Genomic DNA, 11,753 nt, shown 5'->3' with positions numbered 1-11,753 from the left:
ATGCCTATGGCACATCCAGAGGGCACCCACAGCGACCAGCGGAACTTCGAGGATCTCCGGGAGCGGGCGGTCGCACTGCGCCGCCAGGGGCTCAGCCTCCGGCAGATACGCGACGAACTGAAGGTCTTCAACAACGACCTCCTCCACCGCCTGGTCAAGGGCGAACCCGCACCCGAGTGGACCAAGCGCCCCAACGCCAAGGACGACCTCCGCCAACGCGCCCGCGAACTGCGCCTCCAGGGCTGGACCTACGACCGCATCCAACTCGAACTGGGCTGCTCCAGGAGTTCGGTCGCCCTGTGGGTCCGGGACGTACCCGTACCCGAAAGGAAACGGACCCCCGAAGAGGCGTCGGAGATCGGGCGACGCGGCTGGGAGGTGCGGCTGCGCCGCCGAGAGGAAGAACGGCAGCAGGCGAAGAGCACGGCCCGGCAGGCGGTCGGCGCACTCTCCGAGCGCGAGCTGTTCCTGCTGGGCGTGGGGCTCTACTGGGCCGAGGGCGCGAAGGACAAGCCGTACGCCCGCCGCGAGAACGTCGCCTTCGTGAACAGCGATCCGACGATGATCGCGACGTTCCTCGCCTGGCTCCGGCTCATCGGCGTGGAGCCGGAACGCCTCCGGTTCACGGTGATGATCCACGAGAGCGCGGACGTGCGTGGCGCCGAGGAGTACTGGGCCGACCTGGTCGGCGCGGCCTCGTCCGCCTTCTACAGGACGACGCTGAAGAAGCACAACCCCAAGACCGCCCGTAAGAACACCGGTGAGAACTACCGGGGCTGCCTGGTGATCAAAGTCCTCCAGTGCGCCGAGTTGTACCGTCGCATCGAGGGCTCCTGGTACGGCATAGTGGAGGCCGCGCACGCGACCGATCATCAAAATCGGACATAGTGTGCGAACTATCCCGGATCGTCTAAAGGTAGGACAAACGGTTTTGGTCCGTTGAATGAGGGTTCGATTCCTTCTCCGGGAGCACACAGGAAAGTCCACAAATGTCCGGGTCCCGACCGTCACGCACGGTCGGGACCCGCTCTCGTTTCATCGCACACCCATCCCGGTATCCTGCGCCTGTCACCCCCACCCATTCAGAGCCGAAGGGCAACCCCGTGAGCGCCATCCGCCCGGCCGCCGTCGTCGTTCTCGCAGCGGGTGAGGGCACCCGTATGAAGTCGGCCACGCCGAAGGTCCTGCACGCCATCTGCGGCCGATCCCTGGTCGGCCACGTGCTGGCCGCCTCCCGCGAGCTGGACCCCGAGAACCTGGTCGTCGTCGTGGGCCACGCCCGTGAGCAGGTCACCGAGCACCTGACCGCGACCGACCCGGCCGTCCGTACCGCCGTGCAGGAACGCCAGAACGGCACCGGCCACGCCGTCCGCATCGCGCTGGAGGAGCTGGGCGGGTCCGTCGAGGGCACGGTCGTCGTCGTGTGCGGCGACACCCCGCTGCTGACGGCGGACACGCTGAAGGCGCTGGCCGCCGCGCACGGGGCCGACGGCAACGCCGTGACCGTACTGACCGCCGAGGTCCCCGACGCGACCGGGTACGGCCGCATCGTGCGGGACGCGGAGAGCGGCGCGGTGACCGCGATCGTGGAGCACAAGGACGCCTCGGCGGAGCAGCTCGCGCTGCGGGAGATCAACAGCGGGGTGTTCGCGTTCGACGGGCCGCTGCTGGCGGACGCGCTGAAGAAGGTGCGGACGAACAACAGTCAGGGCGAGGAGTATCTGACGGACGTGCTCGGCATCCTGCGGGAGGCGGGGCACCGGGTCGGCGCGTCGGTCGCCGGGGACCACCGGGAGATCGCGGGCATCAACAACCGGGTGCAGCTGGCCGAGGCGCGCCGCATCCTGAACGACCGGCTGCTGACGCGGGCGATGCTGGACGGTGTGACGGTGATCGATCCGGCCACCACGTGGGTGGACGTGACGGTGACGTTCGGGCAGGACGCGGTGGTGCATCCGGGTACGCAGCTGACGGGTGCGACGCGGCTCGCGGAGGGCGCGGAGGTCGGTCCGAACAGCCGGTTGCACGACACGGGGGTCGGTGCGGGCGCCCGGGTGGACAACACGGTGTCGGACGGCGCGCGGATCGGCGCCGGGGCGTCGGTGGGTCCGTACGCGTATCTGCGGCCGGGTACGCGGCTGGGTGCGGGGGCGAAGGTCGGTACGTATGTGGAGACGAAGAACGCGGCGATCGGTGAGGGGACGAAGGTTCCGCACTTGTCGTACGTGGGGGACGCGACGATCGGTGATCATACGAACATCGGTGCGGCGAGTGTGTTCGTGAACTACGACGGGGAGAACAAGCACCACACGACGGTGGGTTCGTACTGCAAGACGGGTTCGGACAACATGTTTGTGGCTCCTGTCACGGTCGGGGACGGCGCGTACACCGCCGCGGGGTCCGTGATCACGAAGGACGTACCGGCCGGTTCGCTGGCCGTGGCCCGTGGCCAGCAGCGGAATATCGAGGGTTGGGTGGCGCGGAAGCGGCCGGGGAGTGCGGCGGCGAGGGCGGCCGAGGCGGTGTCGCGTCCGGCTGCCGACGAGGACTGACCGGAAACGGTGGCGTCAAAGTCGGCGTACCGTGATAAGTGCACATCCGCGTGAGTGCGTGACGCACTCCTACCAGCCGATTTGCCTCTCGCGTCCGCCGGAGGGGTGGTGCGCAGTCGGCCGGCTGAGACCCTCTGAGGAGACAGTGCTGTGACCGGGATCAAGACGACCGGCGAGAAGAAGATGATGTTCTTCTCCGGCCGCGCCCACCCCGAGCTTGCCGAGGAGGTCGCGCAGCAGCTTGGCGTAGAGGTCGTACCGACGAAGGCGTTCGACTTCGCCAACGGTGAGATCTATGTCCGCTATCAGGAGTCCGCGCGGGGTGCGGACTGTTTCCTGATACAGAGCCACACCGCTCCGATCAACAAGTGGATCATGGAGCAGTTGATCATGATCGACGCGTTGAAGCGGGCGTCGGCGCGGTCGATCACGGTGATCGTGCCGTTCTACGGGTACGCCCGGCAGGACAAGAAGCACCGTGGTCGTGAGCCGATCTCGGCGCGGCTGATCGCCGATCTGATGAAGACGGCGGGTGCGGACCGGATACTCACCGTGGATCTGCACACGGATCAGATCCAGGGCTTCTTCGACGGTCCGGTGGACCATCTGTTCGCGTTGCCGCTGCTGGCGGACTACGTGGGCCGGAAGGTGGACCGGTCGAAGCTGACGGTGGTGTCGCCGGACGCGGGCCGGGTGCGGGTGGCGGACCGGTGGTGCGACCGGCTGGGCGCGCCGCTGGCGATCGTGCACAAGCGGCGTGACAAGGACGTGGCGAACCAGGTGACCGTCCACGAGGTCGTGGGTGAGGTCGAGGGCCGCGTGTGTGTGCTGGTGGACGACATGATCGACACCGGTGGCACGATCTGCGCGGCGGCGGACGCGTTGTTCGCGCACGGTGCGGAGGACGTCATCGTGACGGCGACGCACGGTGTGCTGTCGGGTCCGGCGGCGGACCGGCTGAAGAACTCGCGGGTGAGTGAGTTCGTGTTCACGGACACGCTGCCGACGCCGGGTGAGCTGGGCCGGGACCTGGACAAGATCACGGTGCTGTCGATCGCTCCGACGATCGCGAGTGCGGTGCGTGAGGTGTTCGAGGACGGTTCGGTGACGAGCCTGTTCGACGAGCAGTGAGTGCGGGGTGAGGACGCGGTGACGTTTCCTCACCTGCCGCACGGCCGCTCCGGGGGCCGTTGAAGATCCTTTTGGGTACGGCCTCTCCTGCCGAGTAGACTGCGTGTGTTGCTCGGCGAGGGAGGCCGTTTCCCGTGTGCGGATCGCATGCGTGGGCGGTTGTCCGTTATCGACGCGCTCTTCGTAGCAGGCCGTTCGTGGCCGGGTGACCATGTCCGTCCCTGTTCTACGAGGAGTTGATTCCCATGTCCGAGGTGAAGATCGGCGCCGAGGCCCGCACCGAGTTCGGCAAGGGTGCCGCCCGTCGCATCCGTCGTGACAACAAGGTTCCCGCGGTGCTGTACGGCCACGGTTCCGAGCCGCTGCACCTGACGCTGCCGGGTCACGAGCTGCTGCTGGCGCTGCGTACGCCGAACGTCCTGCTCTCGCTGGACATCGACGGCAAGACCAACGAGCTGGCGATCCCGAAGGCCGTGCAGCGTGACCCGCTGAAGGGTTTCCTGGAGCACGTTGACCTGCTGCTGGTGAAGCGTGGCGAGAAGGTCACCGTCGAGATCCCGGTGCACGCCGAGGGCGAGCTGGCTCCTGGCGGCAACCTGCTGGAGCACGTGCTGAACGCGCTGCCCGTCGAGGCGGAGGCGACGCACATCCCCGAGTCCGTGACCGTGTCGGTCGAGGGCCTGGAGGCCGGTGCGTCCGTGCACGCCAAGGACATCGAGCTGCCGTCGGGTGTCTCGCTGGCCGTCGAGGGTGACGCGGTGGTGCTGCAGGTGCTGCAGGCGCAGGTCGAGGAGGCTCCGGAGGGCGAGGAGTCCGAGGCGGCCGAGGACGAGTCCGCCGAGGCGTGACCTTCCGGGGTTCGGCGGTCCCGGTGAGCGGTGCCTTCTGAAGGCGCCCGGTGCTGTCCGTCGTGCCCACCCGTTCCGCTCCGCGGAACGTTTGCCCACTGTGGTGGCTCGAGCCGTCGCTCTCCCGTGTCCGCGGGAGGGCGACGGCTCGCCGCGTATATGAGGAGACATGGACGACGTGAGCACGGCTGCCGATGTGCCCTGGCTTGTTGTCGGGCTCGGGAATCCGGGTGCGGAGTACGCGATGAACCGGCACAACGTGGGGTTCATGGTGGTGGATCTGCTGGCGGAGCGGATGCGGGGGAAGTTCAAGCGGGCGGGGAAGGCGCAGGCGCAGGTGGTGGAGGGGCGGTTGGGTCCGGTGGGCCCGGCGGGGCGGCGGGTGGTGCTGGCGAAGCCGTCGTCGTTCATGAATCTGTCGGGTGGCCCGGTGAACGCGCTGCGGGACTTCTACAAGGTGCCGCTGGCGAACGTGCTGGCGGTCCATGACGAGCTGGACATCGATTACGGGACGCTGCGGCTGAAGCTGGGCGGTGGGGACAACGGGCACAACGGGCTGAAGTCGATGACGAAGGCGATGGGTGCGGAGTACCACCGGGTGCGGTGCGGGATCGGGCGTCCGCCGGGGCGGATGCAGGTGGCGGACTTCGTGCTGCGGGACTTCTCGTCGGTGGAGCGCAAGGATCTGGACTGGTTCGTGGACCGGGCGGCGGACGCGGTGGAGGCGCTGGTGACGGAGGGGCTGGAGCGGGCGCAGAGTGCGTACAACACGTGAGGTGCGTGGTGCGTACAACACGTGAGGTGAGTGCGGACAACTGCTGACTTGTCGGGGCGGACTTCGGGCGTCCCACGAGCGGGAGTTGACCGGTTGTGCGGGTATGGCCAATGATCCCGGCCATGCCTGCCTCCTCCGCTGCCGCCCGCCGGAATTCCACGACCGCGCTGCGGTTCGGTCAGTCCTCGTTCATGGCGGTGCTGGCCGCGCTGATCCTGTTCGGCGGGGTGTGGGGGTCGTGGGGTACGGCGCAGCACGTGATGCTGGAGCGGGGCCGGGTGCAGGGCTCGCTGAAGGTGGTGTCGTGTGCCGGTGAGGTGTGTGCGGGGCCGTTCACGCGGTCGGCGTCGGCGGGTCCGGGCGGTCCGGACAGCGCGGTGATCGCGCGGTCGGTGGCGGTGCGGGCGGGGCGGTCGTACGACGTGGTGCTGAAGCCGGGGACGCGGGAGGCGGTGCGGGCGGGTACGGCGGGGGTGCTGTACGCGTGGGTGCCGCTCGGCGGTGCGCTGCTGCTGGCGTCGGTGGTGGTGGCGGGCGGGATGCGGTTGCGCCGGGCGGGGTGGCTGCTGGGGCTGGCGGGTGGGGCGCTGCTGACGTCGGCGTTCTTCGCGGTGCGGTAGGCGCGGGCGCGCTTGCGGACAGACCGGTGCCCCCGGGTCGTACGGACTCGGGGGGCACCGGTGTGTCCGGGTGGCGGTCGGTCAGCCGGTGTTGCGGAGGCCGGCGGCGACGCCGTTGACGGTGAGGAGGAGGGCGCGGGCGAGCAGCGGGTCGGGTTCGGTGCCGGATTCTGCGGCGTCGCGCTGGCGCTTGAGCAGGGTGACCTGGAGATAGGAGATCGGGTCGAGGTAGGCGTCGCGGATGGCGAAGGTCTGCTTGAGGTCGGGCTGCGCGGCGAGGAGTTCGCTCTCGCCGGTGACGCGGAGGACTTCGCGGAGGGTGAGTTCGTGTTCGGCGCGGATGGTGTCGAAGACGTGCTTGAGCTCGTCGGGGACGAGGGTGTCCACGTAGTGCTGGGCGATGCGCAGGTCGGTCTTGGCGAGGGTCATCTCGACGTTGGAGATGAAGTTGCGGAAGAAGTGCCACTGGCCGTGCATCTCGTCGAGCACGGTGTCGAGCCCGGCCTCGCGCAGGGCCTTGAGGCCGGAGCCGACGCCGAACCAGCCGGGGACGATCTGCCGGGACTGGGTCCAGCCGAAGACCCAGGGGATGGCGCGCAGGCCGTCGAGGGAGACGCCGGAGCCGGGGCGGCGGGAGGGCCGTGAGCCGAGGTGCATGTCGGCGAGCTGATCGACCGGGGTGGAGGCGAGGAAGTACGTCGGCAGGTCGGGGTCCTCGACCAGCGCGCGGTAGGCGGCGTGGGCGGCGTCGGAGACGACGTCCATCGCGGCGTCCCAGCGGGCGAGGGCCTCGTGGGACTGGCGGGGCGCGGTGTGCAGGGCGGATGCCTGGAGGGTGGCGGCGACGGTCAGTTCGAGGTTCTCGCGGGCGAGGGACGGGATGAGGTACTTGTCGGAGATGACCTCGCCCTGTTCGGTGACCTTGATCTCGCCCTCCAGGGTGCCCCAGGGCTGGGCGAGGATGGCGTCGTGGGAGGGGCCGCCGCCGCGGCCGACGGTGCCGCCGCGGCCGTGGAAGAGGCGCAGGCGTACGCCGTAGCGGTGGGCGACGTCGCGCAGGCGGCGCTGGGCGCGGTGGATCTCCCACTGGCTGGTGGTGATGCCGCCGAACTTGGAGGAGTCGGAGTAGCCGAGCATGACCTCCTGGACGTCTCCGCGCAGGGCGACGAGGCGCCGGTAGGAGGGGTCGGAGAGCATGTCCTCCAGGATGGTGTCGGCGGCGCGGAGTTCGTCGGTGGTCTCCAGCAGGGGGACGATGCCGATCCTGGCCCAGCCCGCGTGGAGGTCGATGAGTCCGGCCTCGCGGGCGAGGACGGCGGCGGCGAACACGTCGTCGGCGCCCTGGCACATGGAGATGATGTACGACTCGACGACCTCGGGGCCGAAGACGGCGAGGGCGCGGCCGACGGTGCTGAAGACGCCGAGGGTCTTCTCGCCCGCGGCGTCCACGGGGGCCGGGGTGGGGGCCAGCGGGCGGCGGGAGCGGAGTTCCTTGGCGAGGAGCTTGGCGCGGTAGTCGCGGGGCATGTCGGCGTAGCGCCAGGATTCCTCGCCGAGCCGGTCGAAGAGCTGGCCGAGGGCGTGGTGGTGGGCGTCGGCGTGTTCGCGCACGTCGAGGGTGGCGAGCTGGAGGCCGAAGGCGGCGAGGGTGCGGATGGTGCGGGCGAGGCGGCCGTCGGCGAGGAGGCCGCCGCGGTGGGCGCGCAGGGAGGTCTGGACGACGCGGAGGTCGGCGAGGAGTTCGGCGGTGCCGAGGTAGTCGCGGCCGTCCTCGTGGGGGGTGCCGGTGGCGAGGCGCTGCTTGGTGTTCTCCAGCTTCTGCCGGACGCAGGTGGCCTTGAGCCGGTAGGGCTCCTCGGCGTTGAGGCGCTTGTAGCGGGGGCTGATCTCGGGGAGGCGTTCGAGGTCGGCGTCGAGGGAGGTGAGGAGTTCGTCGGTGGCGCCGGTGTAGCGGATGGAGTTGGAGAGCAGTCCGCGGAGTTCGTCGATCATCTCCAGGGCGTCGTTGATGCCGTGTTCGTGCTGGAGGATGAGGACGTCCCAGGTGACCTGGGGGGTGACGTTGGGGTTGCCGTCGCGGTCGCCGCCGATCCAGGAGCCGAAGGTGAGGGGGCGGGTCTCGTCGGGGAGGCGGACGCCGACGCGTTCGAGTTCGGCGGTGAGGTCCTCCAGGACGTCGCCGACGGCGTGGGCGTGGAGTTCGTCGAGGTAGTAGATGGCGTTGCGGGCCTCGTCGGCGGGTTCGGGGCGGACGACGCGGAGTTCGTCGGTCTGCCAGACGAGGTCGATGTTCTCGGCGAGGCGGGTGTCGAGCCGGCGCCGGTCGGACTCGATGACGGGGGTTTCGAGGAGGGCGGCGACGCGGCGGAGCTTGTTGAGGACGGAGCGGCGGGCGGCCTCGGTGGGGTGGGCGGTGAACACCGGGCGGACGTTGAGGTTGCGGACGGTCTGCCGGAGGTGTTCGGGGTCGGCGTCCTTGAGGCGGTCGGCGGTGCGGGCGAGGAGGCCGCCCTCGGCGGCGCGGCGGGCGCGCAGTTCCCGGCCCCGGTGCACCTGTTCGGTGACGTTGGCGAGGTGGAAGTAGGTGGAGAAGGCGCGGACCAGTTTGGCGGCGGTCTCCAGTTCGGTGCCGCGCAGCAGTTCGGCGGCTGCTTCGCCGTCCTCGCGGGTGAGGCGGCGGACCTTCTCTACGAGGTCGAGGAGTTCGGGTCCCTCCTGCCGTACGAGGGTCTCGCCCAGCAGGTCGCCCAGGCGCCGGATGTCGGCGCGCAGGGCGCTGCCGGCGGTCGTGGTGGTCTGGTCGTCGGCACTGCTCACAGGTGCGGCTCCTTGCAGTGTTGAAGCTCGTCCGGGAGGGAACTCGGGGCGTCCGGCGGTCGGGCGGCGGTGCCGTTCGGGGGCCGGGGCGTCCGGGCTGTATTCAGAGCGGACCGCGCTGTCCGACCGAGTCCAAGGATAGGTGTCCACGGGGACGCGCAGGCTCGTGGGCTCTTGCCGCCGCCCGGCGCACTGCCATACTTACGACGCCGTAGGTTACGGAACCGTAGGGAAGTGGGGTCGGTGATCCCGTCCCGCGCCCTTTCTTCCGGTTCCGGTGCCCGGCACCTGCCTCGACCCTCGACCCCACAAGGGGACCGCATGACCTCCAGTTCCGATGTGCTAGACGATGCCCCCCGGACCGGCGACGCCGGTTCGGCCACGCTGGGCGGTGAGCAGAAGCGGTCGATCGAGCAGATCTCGCTGCTGGGCTTCATCATCGTCCCGTTCCTCGCCCTGCTGGCGGCGGTGCCGCTGCTGTGGGGGTGGGGGGTGAGCTGGCTCGATCTGGGCCTGATGGTGTTCTTCTACTACCTGGGGTGCCACGGCATCACGATCGGGTTCCACCGGCATTTCACGCATGGTTCCTTCAAGGCGAAGCGGCCGTTGAAGATCGCGCTGGCGATCATGGGGTCGATGGCGGTGGAGGGGCCGTTGGTGCGCTGGGTGGCGGATCACCGCAGGCATCACAAGTTCTCCGACGCGGAGGGCGACCCGCATTCGCCGTGGCGGTTCGGTGAGACGCTTCCGGCGCTGATGAAGGGCCTGTGGTGGGCGCACATCGGGTGGATGTTCGACGAGGAGCAGACGCCGCAGGAGAAGTACGCGCCCGATCTGATCAAGGACCCGGCGCTGCGGGCGATCTCGCGGCAGTTCGTGCTGTGGACGGCGGTGTCGCTGCTGCTGCCGCCGCTGATCGGCGGGCTGGTGACGATGTCGTGGTGGGGCGCGTTCACGGCGTTCTTCTGGGGTTCGCTGGTGCGGGTGGCGCTGCTGCATCACGTGACGTGGTCGATCAACTCGATCTGTCACGCGGTGGGCAAGCGGCCGTTCAAGTCGCGGGACCGGTCGGGCAACGTGTGGTGGCTGGCGGCGCTGTCGTGCGGTGAGTCGTGGCACAACCTGCATCACGCGGACCCGACGTCGGCGCGGCACGGGGTGATGCGCGGGCAGATCGACTCGTCGGCGCGGCTGATCCGCTGGTTCGAGCTGGCGGGGTGGGCGTACGACGTGCGCTGGCCGTCACGCTCGCGTATCGATTCGCGGCGCGACGGGGGCGAGGACGGCTCCCGGCGCCGGAGGGCGGCCGCCGAGGCGGCATGATGGAGGCCGTGGCGACCGATTCGAGCAGTGGTTCCGGTACTTCTGGTATTTCCGGCACGTCCGGCAGTGAGAGGCCGAGGCGCGCCCGCCGTACGCGGATGAGTGGCGCCGAGCGGCGTCAGCAGTTGCTGGAGATCGGTCGCACCCTTTTCGCGGCGAAAGGGTTCGAGGGCACGTCGGTGGAGGAGATCGCGGCGAAGGCCGGGGTGTCCAAGCCGGTGGTGTACGAGCACTTCGGCGGCAAGGAGGGGCTGTACGCGGTGGTGGTGGACCGGGAGATGCGGCGGCTGCTGGACATGGTGACCGGCAGTCTCACGGCGGGGCATCCGCGTGAGCTGCTGGAGCAGGCGGCGTTCGCGCTCCTCGACTACATCGAGGAGTACACGGACGGTTTCCGCATCCTGGTCCGTGACTCGCCCATCCCCCAGTCCACGGGCACCTTCGCCTCGCTGATCTCGGACATCGCCACGCAGGTCGAGGACATCCTGGGCCGCGAGTTCAAGAACCGGGGCTTCGAACAGAAACTGGCCCCCCTGTACGCCCAGGCCCTGGTCGGCATGGTCGCCCTGACGGGCCAGTGGTGGCTGGACGTCCGCCGTCCCAAGAAGGCCGAGGTCGCCGCCCATCTGGTGAACCTCGCCTGGAACGGCCTGGACGGCCTGGAACAGAAGCCCCGTCTGGTGGGCCACCGCAAGAACTGACGCCCACGAGGCGGACGGCGCCCCTCGGCCCCTCAGCCCGTCAGCCCCTCGGCCCGTCCGCGCGCCTGAGCACCGCGGTGCGGTACTCACCGGCTGATCACCGGCTGATCACCGGCGGGCCTCCTTCACGGCCGCCGCGAACAGTCGCCGGAAGGGCAGGACCGTGCCGTACGGGGTGGTCGGGTACGCCTCGCGGAGGCGGGCGCGGTAGTCGGTGAGGAAGGCGTCGCGGGCTTCGGGGTCGTCGGCGAGGGTGGTGAGGACGGGGCGGAGTCCGGAGCCCTTGACCCAGTCGAGGACGGGGTCCTTGCCGGGGAGGACGTGGAGGTAGGTGGTCTGCCAGACGTCGGCGGCGCAGCCGAGGCGCGCGAGGCGGTCGAGGTAGACCTCGGGGGTGTGGATGGAGTCGGCGCGGCGGAGGACTCCGGCGAGGCGGGGTGCCCAGCGGGGGGTCTCGGTGAGGTCGCGCAGCAGGACGTGGAGGGGCGCGTCGATGTTGTCGGGGACCTGGAAGGCGAGGGTGCCGCCGGGGGCGAGGGCGGACACCCAGTCGGCGAAGCGGTCGAGGTGGCCCGGCACCCATTGCAGGGCGGCGTTGGAGACGATCACGTCGTACGTCTCGTCCGGCGTCCACACGCGGGCGTCGGCGGCGGCGAAGTCGAGGCGTCCGCCTCCGGGCGTGGGGCCCTCGTACTCCGTGTGGGCGCGGTCGAGCATCTCGGTGGAGGTGTCATAGCCGGTGATGTGCGCGGCGGGCCAGCGGGCGGCGAGCAGGGCGGTGACGTTGCCGGGGCCGCAGCCGAGGTCGGCGACGCGGGGCGCGGGGGCGGCCGGGTCGGGGACGCGGGCGAGGAGTTCGGTGAAGGGGCGGGCACGGTGGTCGGCGTGGCGCAGGTACTGGGCGGGGTCCCAGACGGGGGTGGCGGGTGCGGCGGGTGCGGGGTGTTCGGCGGTGGGCTCGGTCATGGCTCCACTCTCCCCACCCC

At 70.0% G+C, this 11,753-nt stretch carries 10 protein-coding genes and 1 tRNA gene; 9 read left to right on the top strand and 2 right to left on the bottom strand.

Annotated elements, in window-relative coordinates:
• Positions 1-6 precede the first annotated feature (6 nt).
• The 7 genes from KUM39_RS20755 (at position 7) to KUM39_RS20725 (ending at position 5,926) form a co-directional block, all read left to right on the top strand.
• Entirely contained in the window at positions 7-888 is an 882-nt protein-coding gene (locus tag KUM39_RS20755; RefSeq protein ID WP_217787236.1) for a terminase gpP N-terminus-related DNA-binding protein, read from the top strand.
• Positions 889-899: 11 nt separating this feature from the next.
• A tRNA-Gln gene (locus KUM39_RS20750) sits at positions 900-970 on the top strand.
• A 133-nt stretch (positions 971-1,103) separates the two neighbouring features.
• A complete protein-coding gene (glmU, locus tag KUM39_RS20745) occupies positions 1,104-2,552 on the top strand; it encodes a bifunctional UDP-N-acetylglucosamine diphosphorylase/glucosamine-1-phosphate N-acetyltransferase GlmU (protein WP_217787235.1) in 1,449 nt (482 codons plus the stop codon).
• A gap of 150 nt (positions 2,553-2,702) precedes the next feature.
• Positions 2,703-3,683 (top strand): ribose-phosphate diphosphokinase, encoded by a 981-nt coding sequence (locus KUM39_RS20740; protein ID WP_217787234.1) that lies wholly within the window; start codon positions 2,703-2,705, stop codon positions 3,681-3,683.
• A 245-nt stretch (positions 3,684-3,928) separates the two neighbouring features.
• The gene (locus KUM39_RS20735; RefSeq protein ID WP_217787233.1) at positions 3,929-4,531 is read left to right on the top strand and encodes a 50S ribosomal protein L25/general stress protein Ctc; all 603 of its coding nucleotides are present in this window, start codon (positions 3,929-3,931) and stop codon (positions 4,529-4,531) included.
• A 169-nt stretch (positions 4,532-4,700) separates the two neighbouring features.
• On the top strand, positions 4,701-5,306 hold the full coding sequence (pth, locus tag KUM39_RS20730; protein WP_217787232.1) for an aminoacyl-tRNA hydrolase: 606 nt from the start codon (positions 4,701-4,703) through the stop codon (positions 5,304-5,306).
• A 122-nt stretch (positions 5,307-5,428) separates the two neighbouring features.
• On the top strand, positions 5,429-5,926 hold the full coding sequence (locus KUM39_RS20725; protein WP_246620481.1) for a hypothetical protein: 498 nt from the start codon (positions 5,429-5,431) through the stop codon (positions 5,924-5,926).
• A gap of 81 nt (positions 5,927-6,007) precedes the next feature.
• Here the strand turns inward: KUM39_RS20725 and ppc are convergent, their stop codons facing one another.
• Positions 6,008-8,743 carry a phosphoenolpyruvate carboxylase gene (ppc, locus tag KUM39_RS20720; protein WP_217787230.1) on the bottom strand — a complete coding sequence of 912 codons (2,736 nt, stop codon included), beginning with the start codon at positions 8,741-8,743 and terminating at the stop codon, positions 6,008-6,010.
• Positions 8,744-9,064: 321 nt separating this feature from the next.
• Here ppc and KUM39_RS20715 point away from each other — a divergent pair, with 321 nt between their 5' ends.
• On the top strand, positions 9,065-10,066 hold the full coding sequence (locus KUM39_RS20715; RefSeq protein WP_217787229.1) for an acyl-CoA desaturase: 1,002 nt from the start codon (positions 9,065-9,067) through the stop codon (positions 10,064-10,066).
• Positions 10,063-10,767 (top strand): TetR/AcrR family transcriptional regulator, encoded by a 705-nt coding sequence (locus tag KUM39_RS20710; RefSeq protein WP_217787228.1) that lies wholly within the window; start codon positions 10,063-10,065, stop codon positions 10,765-10,767. Before KUM39_RS20715 ends, KUM39_RS20710 begins: the two co-directional genes overlap by 4 nt.
• 108 nt (positions 10,768-10,875) lie before the next feature.
• Here KUM39_RS20710 and KUM39_RS20705 read toward each other — a convergent pair whose 3' ends face one another.
• On the bottom strand, positions 10,876-11,733 hold the full coding sequence (locus KUM39_RS20705; RefSeq protein ID WP_217787227.1) for a trans-aconitate 2-methyltransferase: 858 nt from the start codon (positions 11,731-11,733) through the stop codon (positions 10,876-10,878).
• Between the last annotated feature and the right edge of the window lie 20 nt (positions 11,734-11,753).

It is taken from the genome of Streptomyces corallincola, assembly GCF_019104725.1.
In the GTDB taxonomy this organism is placed as follows: Bacteria; Actinomycetota; Actinomycetes; order Streptomycetales; family Streptomycetaceae; genus Streptomyces; species Streptomyces corallincola.
This window is presented reverse-complemented; position numbering and strand designations above follow the sequence as displayed.

Bases quoted from the DNA above. Each gene is read 5' to 3' on its own strand.
- KUM39_RS20735 (WP_217787233.1), top strand. From the start codon at position 3,929: ATGTCCGAGGTGAAGATCGGCGCCGAGGCCCGCACCGAGTTCGGCAAG.
- KUM39_RS20705 (WP_217787227.1), bottom strand. From the start codon at position 11,733: ATGACCGAGCCCACCGCCGAACACCCCGCACCCGCCGCACCCGCCACC.
- KUM39_RS20715 (WP_217787229.1), top strand. From the start codon at position 9,065: ATGACCTCCAGTTCCGATGTGCTAGACGATGCCCCCCGGACCGGCGAC.
- KUM39_RS20755 (WP_217787236.1), top strand. From the start codon at position 7: ATGGCACATCCAGAGGGCACCCACAGCGACCAGCGGAACTTCGAGGAT.
- KUM39_RS20710 (WP_217787228.1), top strand. From the start codon at position 10,063: ATGATGGAGGCCGTGGCGACCGATTCGAGCAGTGGTTCCGGTACTTCT.
- KUM39_RS20725 (WP_246620481.1), top strand. From the start codon at position 5,429: ATGCCTGCCTCCTCCGCTGCCGCCCGCCGGAATTCCACGACCGCGCTG.
- pth (WP_217787232.1), top strand. From the start codon at position 4,701: ATGGACGACGTGAGCACGGCTGCCGATGTGCCCTGGCTTGTTGTCGGG.